The organism is Pleomorphomonas carboxyditropha (assembly GCF_002770725.1).
In the GTDB taxonomy this organism is placed as follows: domain Bacteria; phylum Pseudomonadota; class Alphaproteobacteria; order Rhizobiales; family Pleomorphomonadaceae; genus Pleomorphomonas; species Pleomorphomonas carboxyditropha.
Genome location: NZ_NQVN01000016.1, coordinates 40,087 through 56,287, shown reverse-complemented (window position 1 = coordinate 56,287; position 16,201 = coordinate 40,087). Strand labels below are relative to the sequence as shown.

The window sequence follows — 16,201 nt, the reverse complement described above, 5'->3', positions numbered from 1 at the left end:
ATCCGTCATGGCCGCGCTTTCCCCCTTCCGCCACCGCGATCCTTCCTTCTCGGATCTCGTGCCCTATGCCGGGCTCGTCGCAAATGGCGTTATTCTCCTGAAGGACGGCTCGCTGATGGCAGGCTGGTATTTCGCGGGGCCGGATTCGGAGAGTTCCACCGACGTCGAGCGCAATGAGGTCTCGCGCCAGATCAATGCGATCCTCGCACGCCTCGGCTCCGGCTGGATGATCCAGGTCGAGGCGCTGCGCATTCCGGCAACCGATTATCCGTCAGAAGACGTCGGCCATTTCCCCGATGCCGTTACCCGCGCGATTGACTCGGAACGGCGGGCGCACTTCGAGCGGGAGCGGGGGCATTTTGAAAGCCGGCACGCCCTGATTCTGACTTGGCGCCCGCCGGAGCGGCGCAGGTCCGGTCTTGCCCGTTATGTCTATTCAGACGAAGCGAGCCGGACGGCTACCTTTGCCGAAACCGCGCTGCAGTCCTTCGAGACCTCGGTCCGCGAGGTCGAGCAATATCTCGCAAATGTCATTTCCATTGAGCGCATGCGCACGCGGGAGATCCACCAGCGGGAAGGGGAGGGCCGTTCCCGCATTGCCCGGTTCGACGATCTCTTCCAGTTCATCCGATATTGCGTCACTGCCGAGAACCACCCGGTGCGCCTGCCGGAGGTACCCATGTATCTCGACTGGCTGGTGACGGCGGAATATCAGCATGGCCTGACGCCCATGGTCGAGGGTCGCTTTGTCGGCATCGTCGCCATCGACGGCCTGCCGGCCGAGAGTTGGCCGGGCATTCTCAACAGCCTCGATCGGATGCCGCTCACCTATCGTTGGTCGAGCCGCTTCATGTTCCTCGATGCGTTGGAGGCACGCGACCGGCTCGAGCGCACACGCAAGAAATGGCAGCAGAAGGTCCGGCCTTTCTTCGACCAGCTATTTCAAACCCAATCGCGCTCCGTCGACCAGGACGCCATGGCCATGGTCGCGGAGACAGAGGACGCGATCGCGGAAGCTGCCTCCCAGTTGGTGGCTTATGGCTATTACACCCCGGTCATCGTGCTGCATGACAGTGATGCCGAGCGCTTGCGAGAGAACTGTGAAAGCATCCGCCGCATTGTCCAGGCCGAGGGGTTCGGGGCACGCGTCGAGACGCTGAACGCCACCGAGGCCTTTCTCGGCAGCCTCCCCGGCAACTGGTACGCCAATATCCGCGAACCGCTGATCAACACCCGCAATCTCTCGGATCTCCTACCGCTCAACTCCGTCTGGTCGGGGAGCCCTGTAGCACCATGCCCGTTCTATCCGCCGGGCTCGCCGCCACTCTGCCAAGTCGCCTCCGGCTCGACCCCATTCCGGCTGAATCTTCACGTCGATGACGTCGGCCACACGCTGATCTTCGGGCCAACGGGCTCGGGCAAATCAACCCTGTTGGCGCTGATCGCAGCGCAATTCCGTCGCTATGACGACGCGCAGATATTTGCCTTCGATAAGGGCCGCTCGCTCATGCCGCTGACGCTCGCCGCGGGCGGCGATCACTATCAAATCGGAGGAGACAGCGACGGCGAACTGAGAGCTTCACTCTCGTTCTGCCCACTCGGCGAGCTTTCAACCGATGGCGACAAAGCCTGGGCGACGGACTGGCTGGAGATGCTGGTTGCCCTGCAGGGTGTCACCATCACACCGGATCATCGCAACGCCATTGCCCGCCAGGTCGACCTAATGGCCAACGCGCCGGGCCGCTCGCTCTCCGATTTCGTGTCAGGGGTGCAAATGCGCGAGATCAAGGAGGCACTCCACGCCTACACCGTCGATGGGCCCATGGGCCATCTTATGGATGCCGAACAGGACGGGTTGACGCTTCAGTCCCTCCAAACCTTCGAGATCGAAGAATTGATGAACATGGGGACACGCCACCTCGTCGCCGTGCTCACCTATCTCTTCCGGCGGATTGAGAAGCGCCTGACCGGTGCGCCGAGCCTGATCCTGCTCGACGAGGCCTGGCTTATGCTTGGCCATCCGCTGTTCCGCGACAAGATCCGCGAGTGGCTGAAGGTGCTGCGCAAGGCCAACTGTGCCGTCGTACTCGCCACCCAGTCGATCTCCGACGCGGACCGTTCCGGCATCATCGATGTCCTGAAGGAATCCTGCCCGACCAAGATTTGTCTGCCAAATGGCTCGGCGCGCGAACCCGGCACCCGCGAGTTCTACGAGAAGCTCGGCTTCAACGAGCGGCAGATCGAGATCATCGCCTCAGCCATTCCGAAGCAGGACTACTACATTTCCTCTACCGACGGCCGTCGCCTGTTCGATATGGCGCTCGGTCCCGTAGCGCTCGCCTTTGTCGGCGCCTCAGGCCGCGACCATCTCAAACGCATCCTAGAACTCAAGGCAGCCCACGGCGCCGACTGGCCGGCGCACTGGCTCGAAGCGCGAGGCATTGCCCATGCGCATCAGCTGCTTGAGGCCAAGTTGATCGAACCAAACGCGCAGAGGGCACGATGAAGAGACCCCATGAGGTTCCGCGCTCGATGGCGAGCCACCGCATCCTTTCGGCCGCGCTCATCTTGTCGATATCCTGCGCGCAGGGCCACGCTGGCGGTGGGCTCACCGGCGGAGCGACAGAATGGACACAGATCCTCAACAACGGCGAACTCGTCCACCTCGTCGGCCAATCCTCGCAGCAGATCAACAATCAGATCACCCAGATCTCGCAGCTCGCCGAGCAGATCCAGAACCAACTTCACATCTACCAGAACATGCTGCAGAACACCGCGCAGCAGCCGGCCCACGTGTGGGGCGAGGTCCAGGGCGACCTCAACCAGTTGCGCTCGATCGTCAATCAGGGGCAGGGCATCGCCTTCTCCATGGGCAATGTCGATGATGTCCTCAAATCACGATTCCAGAGCTACGCCGACTTCAAGACCAACCTGCCAAGCGGGTCGAGTTTCTCGTCATCCTATCAGACCTGGTCGGCCACCAATCGCGACACGATCTCTGGAACCCTGAAGGCCGCAAACCTCACCGCCGATCAGTTCGGCAGTGAGGAGGCGACCATGTCGCAGTTGCGCTCGATGTCGGAAGGCGCCGACGGCCAGATGAAGGCGCTGCAGGTTGGCCATGACATCGCCGCCCAAGAGGTCGCGCAGATGCAGAAGCTGCGGGGTCTTGTCTCCCAGCAGATGACCATGATGGCGACTTGGTACCAATCCGAGCAGTCCGAAAAGGACCTGTCTCAGGCTCGCCGCGAGGAGTTCTTCAAGTCGGCCGCGCCATCGATCTCCGGTGGACAGGAGATGCGCCCGAGATGGTGAACCGCACTCTCCTCTTCGCCGCCGTGATCGCGAGCTTGATCTCGGCCGCGATCGCCGGGGCGATCAGTTGGCAGATTGCAAGTTCGCGGACCTGCATCGCGGGCAACGCTCCGGCGCAACCAACGGCATCGACCGACAAGCGGCAAAGCGACTTCTTCAAATCGACGGCCCCACCCCTTACCGGTGGCCAGGAAATGAGGCCACGATGGTAGCAGTCAATAGGCCCGCGGCCCTGAACCCGGCTTTCGCTGCGGCGGCCTGTGCCGCCGTTGCCATTCTCATCGCTTCTTCCCCCGCCCTTGCCGCCGACGGCAGCGTGCTCACCACCCTGGAAAACCAGGTAGTGACAGCGGCCAAGGGTTGGGAGACCACCATCATGGATGCGGCGCGGTCGCTGTTCTGGATCCTCGCCGGGATCGAGATCGGGGTTGCCGCCGTCTGGCTCGCCCTTCAGGCTGCTTCGCTCGAGGCCTGGTTCGCCGAACTCGTCCGCCGCATCATGTTCGTCGGCTTCTTCGCCTTCGTCCTCGATCGGGGGCCGGCGCTGGCCAAGGCAATCGTCGACAGTCTGTTCCAGATCGGCGCCGGGGGAGGATCAGCCTCACCCGCCAATGTCTTCAATGCCGGGCTCACCGTCGCCGCGAAGATGTCGGAGAAAATCTCCTTCGGCGTGTTCCAGGACAATGCGCTGGCACTGTCGGCCTCGCTCGCCATGATCGTCAGCGTGATCGCCTTTTCGCTCGTTGCTGCGATCTTCCTCTCGGTCCTCGTTGAAATGTATGTCGGGCTCCTCGCGGCCATGATCCTGCTCGGCCTCGGCGGCTCGTCCTACACAAAGGACTTCGCGATCCGCTATCTCATCTATGCCTTCTCGGTCGGCATGAAGCTGATGGCGCTGGTTATGATCGCCAAGATCGGCTCGGACGTGCTGATCGGGCTGGCGAGTGATGCGACCATCGGAGACCAGTATCAGACCGCGCTGGCGATCGCCGGCATCGCCGTCGTCGTCTTCGTCATCGCCATGTACGTGCCGACCATCATCCAGGGCGTTGTGCAAGGCGTGTCCGTCACCGGCGGCATGGAGTCGATCCGCCATGGCGGTCAAGCCGCGAGTTTCGCGGCAGGCGGAGCCGCGCTTGCCTGGGGCGGGGCGAAGGCGGGAGCGTCCGCCTACACATCGGCGCGCGCAGGCGGCTCTTCCTTCGGCAGCGCCGCCCTTTCCGGATTGAGGGGGGCGGCTTCCACCGGCGGTGCCATGGCCTCAGCCGCGAGGGACAAAGCCATTGGCTCGCCGGGCGCCTATTCCGGTTCCCTCCTCGGGCTGGCCAATGCCAAGCTGGATCAGGGGCAATCGGCCGGGCAGGGGCGTCCGACTTCGCCACCGCCGCCACCAAAGCATCAAGATTGACTTCATGAAGGAGCCCCGCCGTGGCCGAGCATACTCCCGACAATCCCTATCTCGCCGCCCGGCAGGAATGGACCGAACGCTATGGCTCCTATGTTCGCGCCGCCTCTGCCTGGCGCCTCGTTGGCATCGTGAGCCTGTCACTGGCGACCCTCAGCACCGGCTATGCTCTCTACCAGAGCACCGAGGTCAAGCTCGTTCCCTACATCGTCGAGGTCGACAAGCTCGGCTCCGCCGTCAATGCCGGGTTTCCCGCGCAAATCGAATATGCCGATCCACGCGTCGTGCGGGCAAGCCTGGCTGCCTTTGTGACGAACTTCCGGTCGGTCACACCTGATGCGGTCGTCCAGAAGCAATATATCGACCGCACCTACGCTCTCTTGCGCACCTCGGATCCGGCGACCGAAAAGGTCAACAACTGGTTCCGCTCATCCTCCCCCTTCGACAAGGCAAAGACCGCGACGGTCGCCATCGAAGTCAACAATGTGGTCCCACTCTCCGGTCAGTCGTTCCAGATCGACTGGACCGAGTATGAGCGCGATCGCAAGGGCAAGGAGGTCGCCACGCGCCGCTTTCGCGGCATCGCCAATGTCGTGCTGATCCCGCCCCAGGATGAAAGCGTCATCCGCCTCAACCCAATCGGTCTGTACCTCAAGGACTTTGACTGGACCGCCCAGATCTGAAAGGCCGCGCTCCCATGAAGCCGAATTCCCCCATATCCAGCGCGGTGCGGATGCGCTCCTTGCTGGCTCTCACGCTCGTCTACCCGTTCCTCTTTCAATCGCGCGCCGATGCGCAATCGATGACCCTCAAGGAGACAAAGGGCGTGGAGATCTCCGGACAATGGCGCGGCCAGACCGGACTGGTCACCAAAGGTCCGGACGGCAAGGTCATCTTTCTCTATGGCGAGGTTCAGCCCTCGGTTATCTGTTCGCCGCTCCAGGTCTGCGACATCGAGCTCCAGGGTGGAGAAATCGTCCGCGACGTGCTGGTCGGCGATACCGTGCGCTGGAAGGTTGAGCCAGCAACCTCTGGTGCGCCAGGCGGACAGGCCATCCACCTGATCGTCAAGCCGACCGAGCCGGGCCTCGTCACCTCCATGGTGGTGACGACCTCGCGCCGCACCTATCATATCCAGCTCAAATCCCATCCGACCCAATACATGGCCCGCAGCGGCTTCGACTACCCGGAAGACGTCTCGACGCGGATGGCAGACATCAACGCCCGCATTGAGGCGAGCACTATTCCCGGCGCCGGCATTCCCGCCGATCAGCTGAACTTCGGCTACTCGATTTCAGGCAGCGCCCGCTTCCGTCCGACACGCGTCTACACCGACGGCACCAAGACCTACATCCAGTTCCCCGAGTCCGTCGCCGCCCGTGAGGCCCCAGTCCTCTTCGTCGTCTCGGGAGGACAGAACCGCATCGTCAACTATCGCATGAAGAGCAACATGATGATCGTCGATTTCGCGGTCGACAAAGCGATCCTGATCTCCGGCGTTGGCTGGAGCCAGGAAAAGATCACCATCAAGAGGGGAGGGTGATCAGATGACGAAATCTATCCTCGTCCACCCCATGCTCGCCAGGACGGCCATGGTCGTTATGGTCGTGACGCTTGTCTCGGGCTGCGCCGGGCTCGGGCTCGACGGGTTTGGAACCAGCGGCCTTGTTGCCAGCACGGCTCCGACCGAGATGACGACATTGGCGGCATCCGCTGTCGCAGGCGATCTCGTGCCGCGCCTTGCCGAACAGCTCGGACAGGGCAAAGCCACCATCGTCCTGAAGCCAGACAGCTCAGCCTTCGGCGCCGCGCTCGAGGCCGCGCTGCGCACCTGGGGATTTGCCGTCACCACGGACAGCGAGGTGAAGGATCAGAACGCGATCCGCCTCGCCTATGTGCTGGCACCTGTTGACGGCCAGATCCTTGCTCGTCTCACGACGGGCTCGCTGGAAATCGGCCGGATCTACACCACCTCGGGCACGGGGGCGCTCCCGGCCAGTCCCGTCTCTGTCATGCAGCGCGGGTAGGAGAGGGTATCCATGGTTCAATCGCTGAAGCTTGGCGGCTCTGGACAAGGGCACGCCGGCAATCAGAAGCCCGGCGCCGGCATCCGCCGGCTCAACCGTCTGCCCGTCATCATCGCGATCGCGCTCGCCGTCGCCTTCTTCGCTGTGATCCTTTTCGGTCTGACGTCGCGCGGCCTCGTCTTCCGTGATCGTAGCGACCAAAACGCGAGCGGAGGCCTGCCCGCGTCAACCTTTGCCGACCAGATGAAGCGTGGTGTCACCGACGGGATCATCGGCGAGCCTCAGCCGCCGGCGGTCATTGTCGCTGCTCCCGCCAATGATTCGCATGAAGCAAGGCCGAACCCGTTCAATTCCGAGACAAAGCGGACAGAAGACCCAACCCGGCAGAACGAGATGGAATCCGAGGCAGCTTGGCGGGCGCGGCTTATGCGGGAGCAGCAGGAACAGGTCTTCCGCGAGCAGCAGCGCCAACGAATGGCCCGTCTCCAGGCCGCCAATGTGGCGCTCGACTCCCCGCTTGCCGTCAGAACCGACAAGCTGAAGGCTGCAGTCACGGATCCAGGGCAGACCAACGCAGGCGGTCAGGCCGCTCTTTCCGGGAGAACAGCGGCTTCGCCCGCCGCCGACCTTTACAGCGCCGCCCTTCAAGCCGGCTTCAACGGCCAGAATGCGGATCCGAACGGGCAGAGCAAGAAGGAAGCCTTCTTCAACTCCGATCTGGCGAAACTCGGCTATCTGCCGAACCAGGTGGTAGCCCAGCAATCACCTTATGAGCTCAAGCGGGGATCAGTCATCCCTGCAACGCTCATCACCGGCATCAACTCCGATCTGCCAGGAAGGATCACGGCCCAGGTCAGCCAGAATGTCTACGACAGTGCGACCGGCTATCGGCTACTCATCCCGCAGGGCACCCGACTAATGGGCCGCTATGACAGCAAAGTCGCTTTCGGCCAATCGCGCGTCCTCGTCGTCTGGACCGACATCATCTTTCCGAACGGTTCAACCCTGCAGATCGGTGGCATGGCCGGAACCGACGCCGAAGGCTATGGCGGCTTCAACGATCAGGTCGACAACCATTACTTCAAGACGTTTGGATCGGCGGTCCTTCTGGCGCTGATCGGCACCGGCATGGATATGGCCATCCCGGAGAACTCGACGCTGGCAAATCAGACCACTGCTTCGGACGCAGCCCGGCGCAACTTTGCCGAGACCTTTGGCCGCGTCGCGGAGCGGACGATCACCAAGAATCTCGATGTCCAGCCGATGCTGGAAATCCGACCCGGTTACCAGTTCAATGTTCTTGTCGATCAAGATATGGTGTTTCCATCAGATTACAGGGATAAACATTGAATTTTCCGAACTATACTGACCCGTCATTCTTATTCCGTACGCCCTAACCGGCGAGAACGCCTAGCAATTTTGTAGACAAGAAAGCTTATTAGAAGATTTCTATCCTTTACCGATTGGTAAAATGAATTTCAGTACCTTCGGGTATTCATATTTTTGACATATTTTGACACGTTCTATCACTGGTAGCAGTTTCGCCGTGGCCGCCACTTGAGGGAGGAGACTGCAGCAGCAGCATAGCGAGCGAGACGACACGGGACCCGCACCTTCATCCCCGAAGAAGATTCAGTGTCCGATGTGCCCGCGCAAGTCGCGTGATAGAGAGGTCGTGCATTGAGAACATGGTTTCAGCGATTGGTGGACACCCTCGCGGTGACGCAGACAGAAGAAACACTCCGGAAGGCGGTCGCGGACCTCGTCCAGGATCTCGGCTTCGGTGGTTTCGCCTTCCTGCATGTTGAACCGGCACGTACCATTGCCGTGTCGAACTATCCAGAGGAGTGGCAGGAGCGCTACCTTGATGGCAACTATCCCGCGATCGACCCCATCGTGAAAATCGCCAGGTCGCGAATGCGACCTTTCAACTGGGTCACCGGAAATCCTCGATCCGCTGAAAACCAGGAAATCAGAAATTTCTATGAAGAAGCCAACGATTTTGGGATCAGATCCGGAATCAGCATTCCCGTGAGAACCGCCTTTCAGTATGTGTCGATGCTAACGCTCGCTTCCGACAAGTCCATGCTGAGGTTAGAGAGTGACATCGACCAAACCGCCGCTGTCACGGCGGTCGGCTATCTTCATGCCAAGATTGAGCAACAGGATAGGGGCGTTGTCAGGAGCGGCGTTTGCGAACTCACGCCGAAGCAGGCACTTTGCCTGAAATGGTCTGCAGAGGGCAAAACAATGCGGGATATCGCTGTCCTCGAAGACATGTCGTTCGCGACGGTGAATTTCCACCTGAACAATGCACGCAAGGCACTCGACGCCGGCAGTCTGGCACAGGCGACCGCCATTGCCACCAGACTGCGGCTCATCTGAAGCCTACTCCTGCTCGGTTGGCATATCAGGGACATAGCCAAGCACGTCGAGCAATGCGGACAGACACGCCTGCTGTGCGTGGCAGTCGATCATTGTCCGAATGTAAGCGAGTCGGCCGTCGGCGCGGTAACCAGTTTCGTCGTCTATGGCCGCGACGAGGACGGCCGGCTGGCCGCGCTGGAGCTGGAATATTATTCCGGCATGGCCGAGGCGGAGATCGGCCGCGTGGTCAAGGAAGCCGTCGCCCGTTGGCCGCTGATGGCCGTTACCGTCGTTCATCGCGGTGGTCGCATCAAGGGGTCGTCTCAGAAAAGGGAAAATAAAGCACGCTAAGAAAGTTACGAGTTTCAGTACATCATTCGCTGCCCCAAGTACCACGGATACAAAAAGAGAGACCGAAAAACAATTGCTTTTCGGTCTCTCCGAAGAGTGTTTAGCAGGTTGTCCTGCCATCCAACCTAGTGCAGATCAAAACGATCCGCATTCATGACTTTCGTCCAGGCCGACACAAAGTCCTGCACGAATTTGGCCTTGTTGTCATCCTGCGCGTAGACCTCCGCATAAGCACGCAACACTGAATTTGAACCGAACACCAGATCAACGCGTGTCGCTGTCCACTTGGTTGCTCCCGTCTTGCGGTCAACGATGGCGTAAGTGCTGCGCCCCGTCGGTTTCCAGCTATAAGCCATGTCGGTCAGGTTGACGAAAAAATCATTCGTCAGCGTGCCAACACGATCTGTGAACACACCATGTGCGGTGCCGCCGAAGTTGGTGCCGAGCACCCGCATGCCTCCTACCAAGGCGGTCATCTCGCACGCTGTCAAACGCATCAGTTGGGCACGATCAAGCAGCAGTTCCTCAGCACTGACGACATAGTCCTTCTTCAGCCAGTTGCGGAAACCATCGGCCAAGGGCTCAAGCACCTCGAAGGACTCAACATCGGTTTGTTCTTGCTTGGCATCCCCACGGCCGGGGGCGAACGGAACCGTCACGTCAACGCCGGCAGCCTTGGCTGCTTGTTCGACGCCGACGTTGCCGGCGAGCACGATCACGTCAGCGACGCTGGCGCCGGTGTCGGCGGCGATCTTGTCATAGACCGCGAGCACCTTGGCGAGTCGGGCCGGTTCGTTGCCCTCCCAGTCCTTCTGCGGGGCGAGGCGGATGCGCGCGCCGTTGGCGCCGCCGCGCTTGTCCGAGCCGCGGAAGGTGCGGGCGCTGTCCCAGGCGGTGGCGACCATTTCGCTGATCGGCAGACCTGCAGCAACGATCTTCGCCTTGACGGCGGCGACGTCGTAATCCTTGCGGCCGGCCGGCACCGGGTCTTGCCAGATGAGGTCTTCGGCCGGAACATCCGGGCCGATGTAGCGGGCCTTCGGTCCCATGTCGCGGTGGGTCAGCTTGAACCAGGCGCGGGCGAAGACTTTTTCGAAGTAAGCCGGATCGTCACGGAAACGCTCGGCGATCTTGCGGTACTCGGGATCGAACTTCATCGCCATGTCGGCGTCGGTCATGATCGGCTTGCAACGGATTGAAGGGTCTTCGACGTCGACCGGCATGTCTTCTTCGGCGATGTTGACCGGTTCCCACTGGTGCGCGCCGGCCGGCGACTTTTGCAGCCACCAGTCGTAGCGGAGCAGCAGGTCGAAGTAGCCGCCCTTGCCGGTGTTCCATTTCATCGGATGCGTCGTCCAGGCGCCTTCGATGCCGCTCGTCACCGTGTCGCGACCGAAGCCGCGCGTGGTGTGGTTCTGCCAGCCGAGCCCTTGTTCTTCGAGCTCGGCGCCTTCGGGGGCGGGACCGAGGTTGGCGGCGCTGCCGTTGCCGTGCGTCTTGCCAACGGTGTGGCCGCCTCCGGTCAGGGCGACGGTCTCTTCGTCATCCATCGCCATGCGGGCGAAGGTGATGCGCACGTCGTGCGCAGTCTTGATCGGGTCGGGCTTGCCGTCGACGCCTTCGGGGTTGACGTAAATGAGGCCCATCATGACGGCGGCCAGCGGGTTTTCCAGATCCCGTTCACCGGAATAACGGCTACCGGCGCTGCCGCTGGGGGCGAGCCATTCCTTTTCGGATCCCCAGTAGGTGTCCTTTTCGGGATCCCAGATGTCTTCGCGACCAAAGGCGAAGCCGAAAGTCTTCAGACCCATCGATTCGTAGGCCATCGTGCCGGCCAGAATGATGAGGTCGGCCCAGGAGAGCTTGTTGCCGTATTTTTTCTTGATCGGCCAGAGCAGGCGGCGCGCCTTGTCGAGATTGGCGTTGTCCGGCCACGAGTTGAGCGGTGCGAAGCGCTGGTTGCCGGTGCCGCCGCCACCCCGTCCGTCGGCGACGCGGTAGGTGCCGGCCGAGTGCCAGGCCATGCGGATCATCAGTCCGCCGTAGTGCCCCCAGTCGGCCGGCCACCAGGACTGGCTGTCGGTCATCAGCGCCTTGAGATCCTTCTTCAGCGCCTCGACGTCGAGTTTCTTGACCTCCTCACGATAGTTGAAACCCGCGCCCAGCGGGTTGGTCTTGCTGTCGTGCTGATGCAGGATGTCGAGATTCAGCGCCTTCGGCCACCACTGCCGCATCGTTTCAGCCGAGGTCGCGCCGCCGTGCATTACCGGGCATTTTCCAGAAGAACTTGCGTCTTTGTTTTCCATGTCTCACTCCTATGTTGCGTTGTGATCAGAAATCGTTGGCCCAATCCAGGCTGACTGGCGACTTGCGTCAGTCTTCGAGCAAGCTACGCAGCATCCAAGCCGTTTTTTCATGAACATCGATGCGCTGGGTCAGCACATCTGCCGTAGATTGGTCGTTGGCTTCATCAACTACCGGGAAGAGTTTGCGGGCAGTTCTGGCGGTAGCTTCTTGCGCTGCGACCAGATGGGCGATCATCTCGTTGGCTTTGGGTACCCCCTCGACCTCCTGGATTGAGGCGAGCTTGACGAATTCCTTGTAGGTGCCCGGAGCCGGAAAACCCAAGGCACGAATGCGCTCGGCGATGACGTCCAACGCATCTCATTGTTCGGTGTACTGATCCATGAACATCATGTGCAGACTGTTGAACTGCGGACCGGTGACATTCCAATGGAAGTTGTGCGTCATCAAGTACAGCGTGTAACTATCGGCCAGCATCGCGGACAATCCGTCGGAAATTTTCTTCCGGTCAGCCTCCGAAATCCCAGTATTCATAGGCATTGATTTGACTTTCTTTTCTTTCATGGCACTTTCCTTTCGTTGAGAGTAATTGAATTGGCATACCGACGCAGTCATCAAACCTGATTGAGAAGCTTGATTCCATCTGGACGTAGCTCGCCTTTTGGTGAAATGCATCGATACAAGGTCTGACGTGTAATACCGAGTTCGGCACACAAATCGCCGACCTTGGTTTCTGGCTGCCCCATTGCCGCCATTGCCAAGCGCAACTTGGCGGGCGTCATCTTGAACGGTCGGCCACCCTTTCGACCGCGTGCCCGTGCTGAAGCCAGGCCCGCCACGGTGCGTTCGGCGATTAGCTCTCGCTCGAACTCGGCCAGTGCAGCGAAGATGCCAAAGACTAGCTTCCCGGCAGCAGTCGTCGTATCAATGGCTGCGCCGTGGCCCGTTAACACCTTGAGGCCGATGTTGCGCCCGGTCAGATCATGCACTGTGTTGATGAGATGACGCAGGTAGCGTCCAAGACGGTCGAGTTTCCATACGATCAGCGTATCACCTGGCCGTAGCGCCTTCAGGCAATTTGCCAAGCCTGGGCGGTCCTCTCGCTTGCCGGATGCCTGATCTTCATAGAGCTGTGCGGAATCACCGATCACGTCTTCGCACTGATGCACCTCTTGGGCTTCCGCTTCGCGCCGCGCATCCGCGACCTGGGCGACACCAAGCTCTACATCCCGAAGGGCGATGCTGCCTACGAGGCATTGAAACCAATGATCGGCGGCACGCTCAACATCAAGCATGTCCGCGCCCATTGGGACGAAATCCTGCGGCTGGCCACGTCGATCAAGCAGGGTACGGTGACTGCATCCCTCATGCTCAGGAAGCTCGGCAGCTACCCACGCCAGAACGGCCTGGCCGTGGCGCTGCGCGAGCTGGGCCGCATCGAACGCACGCTGTTCATCCTTGACTGGCTGCAAAGCGTCGAGCTGCGCCGCCGCGTACATGCCGGGTTGAACAAGGGGGAGGCGCGCAACGCGCTGGCCCGTGCCGTGTTCTTCAACCGCCTGGGCGAAATCCGCGACCGCAGTTTTGAGCAGCAGCGCTACCGGGCCAGCGGCCTCAATCTGGTGACGGCGGCCATCGTGCTGTGGAACACGGTCTATCTGGAACGGGCGGCACACGGACTGCGCAGCAATGGCCATGCCGTTGATAACGCGCTGTTGCAGTACCTGTCGCCGCTCGGCTGGGAGCACATCAACCTGACCGACGATTACCTCTGGCGCAGCAGCGCCAAGATCGGCGCGGGCAAGTCCAGGCCGCTACGACCCCTGCAACCGGCTTAGCGTGCTTTATTTTCCGTTTTCTGAGACGACCCCAACATCCGGCCAGCAATCTGGCGATGCCTTATCTCAATCGACATGCCGCATGACCTCATTGAAGTGGTTTGATGTTTTTTGTGATGCATGTTGAGGTGAGTAAAGGCTGCGTGCGTGGCGTGCCTCCTCTGAGGCCGCTTGCACCAACGGTTTCGGTCGAAGCTTCATCGAAAAATGCAGAAATCTCGGTCTTTCTAGGGGCTCTTCTTTGGCCGCCTCGCCGTTTCTTGCGCCCTGATTCCACGTCAATAGCCGTCCTGATGTGCAATATGATGGATTAAGCAGGCATGATGACGTACTATCTGATATTTATTGAGTTCTAAGACTGACGTTTTTTGTTGCGCTTTTTGCGGTGCGGTGATACGCCTCCTTATGCACGGACGGCCGCCGTGATGTTGGTGCCACGCAGATATGACGACCGAGAACGGTCGCAGGAGGATGCAGTGACTAAAAATGCGCGAAGCGACGAGCGCATCGTCGCGGGAGATCACCAGTTCCGCATCGGAGGCAAGGTCGAGGAGCTCTATGCCGGTGCCGTGCACTATTGGCGGCTGGAACGCGACAAATGGAGCGACATTCTCGATAAGGTCCGCTCCCTGGGCTTCACCGCCATCTCCATCTACATGCCGTGGGAAATCCACGAGATCGAGCGCGGCAAGTTCGATTTCGGCAGCATCGATCCGCGCAAGGATCTCGATGCCTTCCTGACGCTCGCCGAGTCCAAGGGCCTCAAGATCGTTGCCCGACCGGGGCCGCAGATCAACTCGGAGCTGACCTGGTTCGGCTATCCGCTGCGCATCCTGGCCGATCCGGAGCTGCAAGCCCAGAACGCCCAGGGCGGACGCACGGTTCTGACCCAGGTGCCGCGGCCCATTCCGGCCGTCAGCTATGCCGTCGACAAATTCTTCGACGAGACGGCGCTCTGGTATGACGCCATCATGCCAATCCTCAGCCGGCATCAGTATCCGGCCGGCGGCCTCATCTCGGCGCAGGTCGACAACGAGATGGCGTTCTTCTTCAACATCAACGCCTACGCCTCGGATTTCTGCCCCGCGTCGATCAAGCGCTTCCGCGCTTTCCTTGAGGGCAAGTACGGCTCGATCGCCGGCCTCAACGTCGTCTACGGCAAGAAATACGCGAGCTTTGCCGACGTCGATGCGCCGCGTTCCTTCTCGGCGACCGCCCGCACCGACCTGCCGGCCTACGTCGACTGGATCGAGTATCGCGAGCGCTACCTGATCGACAGCATGAAGCGGCTTGCCGACATGATGCGCGCACGCGGTCTCGACCGCATCCCGCTGTTCCACAACTATCCGCATCCGCTCGGGCCGGGTGGCGCGGCCAGCGGCATCACGGCGCCCTACAACCTCATGGGGCTCGAGGAGGTCCTCGATTTCGTCGGTTTCGACATCTACTCGCGCAAGGAGCTCTACGAGCACGTCAAGACGGTGACGTCCTATGTCGTCGGCTCGAGCCGCTTCCCCTACATCCCGGAGTTCATCGCCGGTGTCTGGCCCTGGTATCTGCATCCGGGCGACGACAAGGACGAGGCCTTCGTGACCCGGGCGGCCATGATGCACGGCATCAAGGGCTTCAGTCGCTACATGCTGGTCGAGCGCGATCGATGGCTTGCCTCGCCAATCCGTCGCGACGGCCGCGTCCGTCCGGAAAACGCCGCGGTGTTCTCGTCCACCAACAAGGTGCTGAAGGAACTCGACTTCAAGTCGCTGCGCCGCCAGGCCGACGTGCTGCTCCTTGCCAATCGCGATTATGATCGCCTCGAGGCCGCGAGCGTGCTGATCTCCTACCCAGGCGACTTCCTCGAGTCGCAGATCAGTCTTTCCGAGTATCCGAACTTCATGACCACCTCGGAAGAGACCTTCGGCTTCGAAGAGCCGGTACAGGCGGTCAAGAACGACTGGTTTGCCGCTTTCTACGAGTCGTTGTCGAAGGGAGGGCAGACGTTCCTGCTGTCCGACACGGCTCTGCCCGCCGAGCGCCTTCCGCGATACAAGGCGGTGCTGCTGTCGTCCTTCGAGTTCCTCGGCGCGGCGGTGCAGAAAAAGCTCCTCGATTACGTCGAGGCGGGCGGTACCGTGGTCGTCGGGCCGAAACTGCCCAGCCTCAACGAGCGGTTCGCCTCCGACACGACGCTTCTCGATGCGGCCAATGCGGCCAAGTCGTCGGCGGTCAGCGTCGTGAACCGCAAGGCGGCGACGCGTTACGCGGTCGGCAAGGGAGCGCTGGTCGTGGTGCATGACATCGCCGATGTGGAGGCCGTCCTCGGCGTCGCTCTCGCCGGCACTGGTATCGTGCCGGTGCGGAAGAACCACCCCAAGCTCGACGTCACCATCCACCGCGATCCGGCCGTGAATGGCAAGGCCGTCGTCTTTGTCGCCAACCCGACCGCCCAGCCGATCGCCGCCGACATCGGCATCGGGGCGCCGGTTTCAAAGGTGAGCGAGGTCTGGGACGCCAAGCCGGTCGTCGTCACCGAAACAGGCTGGAAAGACGATTTCGCGCCCTACACCATCAAAACCTACTTCGTCGAAGCCTGAACG

The 16,201-nt window shown here is 61.0% G+C and carries 14 protein-coding genes and 2 pseudogenes; 12 read left to right on the top strand and 4 right to left on the bottom strand.

Annotation, left to right across the window (positions count from 1 at the left end; translation table 11 throughout):
- Positions 1-7: 7 nt before the first annotated feature.
- The 9 genes from CJ014_RS19345 to CJ014_RS19305 all read left to right on the top strand — a co-directional run bounded on the left by CJ014_RS19345 (position 8) and on the right by CJ014_RS19305 (position 9,132).
- On the top strand, positions 8-2,506 hold the full coding sequence (locus CJ014_RS19345) for a conjugal transfer protein TrbE (protein ID WP_100082138.1): 2,499 nt from the start codon (positions 8-10) through the stop codon (positions 2,504-2,506).
- On the top strand, positions 2,503-3,315 hold the full coding sequence (trbJ, locus tag CJ014_RS19340) for a P-type conjugative transfer protein TrbJ (protein WP_245427462.1): 813 nt from the start codon (positions 2,503-2,505) through the stop codon (positions 3,313-3,315). The genes CJ014_RS19345 and trbJ overlap by 4 nt, the downstream gene beginning before the upstream one ends.
- Positions 3,309-3,527, top strand: coding sequence for a DUF2749 domain-containing protein (locus tag CJ014_RS19335; protein ID WP_100082136.1), 219 nt, complete (start codon positions 3,309-3,311; stop codon positions 3,525-3,527). The genes trbJ and CJ014_RS19335 overlap by 7 nt, the downstream gene beginning before the upstream one ends.
- Complete coding sequence (trbL, locus tag CJ014_RS19330) at positions 3,521-4,723, top strand: P-type conjugative transfer protein TrbL (protein ID WP_100082135.1); 1,203 nt, start codon at positions 3,521-3,523, stop codon at positions 4,721-4,723. The genes CJ014_RS19335 and trbL overlap by 7 nt, the downstream gene beginning before the upstream one ends.
- A gap of 20 nt (positions 4,724-4,743) precedes the next feature.
- A complete protein-coding gene (gene trbF / locus CJ014_RS19325) occupies positions 4,744-5,403 on the top strand; it encodes a conjugal transfer protein TrbF (protein WP_100082134.1) in 660 nt (219 codons plus the stop codon).
- Between the two features lie 50 nt (positions 5,404-5,453).
- Positions 5,454-6,263 (top strand): P-type conjugative transfer protein TrbG, encoded by an 810-nt coding sequence (trbG, locus tag CJ014_RS19320; protein ID WP_425351934.1) that lies wholly within the window; start codon positions 5,454-5,456, stop codon positions 6,261-6,263.
- A gap of 4 nt (positions 6,264-6,267) precedes the next feature.
- Positions 6,268-6,747 (top strand): conjugal transfer protein TrbH, encoded by a 480-nt coding sequence (gene trbH, locus CJ014_RS19315; protein ID WP_245427460.1) that lies wholly within the window; start codon positions 6,268-6,270, stop codon positions 6,745-6,747.
- 12 nt (positions 6,748-6,759) lie between these two features.
- Positions 6,760-8,097, top strand: a complete 1,338-nt coding sequence (gene trbI, locus CJ014_RS19310) for an IncP-type conjugal transfer protein TrbI (protein WP_100082132.1) — start codon at positions 6,760-6,762, stop codon at positions 8,095-8,097.
- Positions 8,098-8,451: 354 nt separating this feature from the next.
- Positions 8,452-9,132, top strand: coding sequence for an autoinducer binding domain-containing protein (locus tag CJ014_RS19305; protein ID WP_245427470.1), 681 nt, complete (start codon positions 8,452-8,454; stop codon positions 9,130-9,132).
- Between the two features lie 3 nt (positions 9,133-9,135).
- Here the strand turns inward: CJ014_RS19305 and CJ014_RS28395 are convergent, their stop codons facing one another.
- The gene (locus CJ014_RS28395; protein WP_425351933.1) at positions 9,136-9,225 is read right to left on the bottom strand and encodes a transcriptional repressor TraM; all 90 of its coding nucleotides are present in this window, start codon (positions 9,223-9,225) and stop codon (positions 9,136-9,138) included.
- On the opposite strand from CJ014_RS28395, the gene CJ014_RS28215 reads away from it, so the two are divergent.
- On the top strand, positions 9,211-9,465 hold the full coding sequence (locus CJ014_RS28215) for a molybdenum cofactor biosynthesis protein MoaE (RefSeq protein WP_425351932.1): 255 nt from the start codon (positions 9,211-9,213) through the stop codon (positions 9,463-9,465). The genes CJ014_RS28395 and CJ014_RS28215 overlap by 15 nt on opposite strands.
- A 125-nt stretch (positions 9,466-9,590) precedes the next feature.
- On the opposite strand, the gene katG is transcribed toward CJ014_RS28215, so the two are convergent.
- The 3 genes and pseudogenes from katG to CJ014_RS19285 all read right to left on the bottom strand — a co-directional run bounded on the left by katG (position 9,591) and on the right by CJ014_RS19285 (position 12,938).
- Entirely contained in the window at positions 9,591-11,771 is a 2,181-nt protein-coding gene (gene katG, locus CJ014_RS19295; protein WP_100082129.1) for a catalase/peroxidase HPI, read from the bottom strand.
- A 67-nt stretch (positions 11,772-11,838) separates the two neighbouring features.
- Positions 11,839-12,246: pseudogene (locus CJ014_RS19290) on the bottom strand (Dps family protein).
- A 137-nt stretch (positions 12,247-12,383) separates the two neighbouring features.
- Positions 12,384-12,938, bottom strand: coding sequence for a recombinase family protein (locus CJ014_RS19285; RefSeq protein WP_245427458.1), 555 nt, complete (start codon positions 12,936-12,938; stop codon positions 12,384-12,386).
- Here CJ014_RS19285 and CJ014_RS19280 point away from each other — a divergent pair.
- Both CJ014_RS19280 and CJ014_RS19275 read left to right on the top strand, forming a co-directional pair.
- Positions 12,906-13,607, top strand: a pseudogene (locus tag CJ014_RS19280) (Tn3 family transposase); the annotation flags it as partial. The gene CJ014_RS19285 and the pseudogene CJ014_RS19280 sit on opposite strands and share 33 nt — an antisense overlap.
- 476 nt (positions 13,608-14,083) lie before the next feature.
- Positions 14,084-16,198, top strand: coding sequence for a beta-galactosidase (locus CJ014_RS19275; protein WP_207765812.1), 2,115 nt, complete (start codon positions 14,084-14,086; stop codon positions 16,196-16,198).
- Positions 16,199-16,201 lie beyond the last annotated feature (3 nt).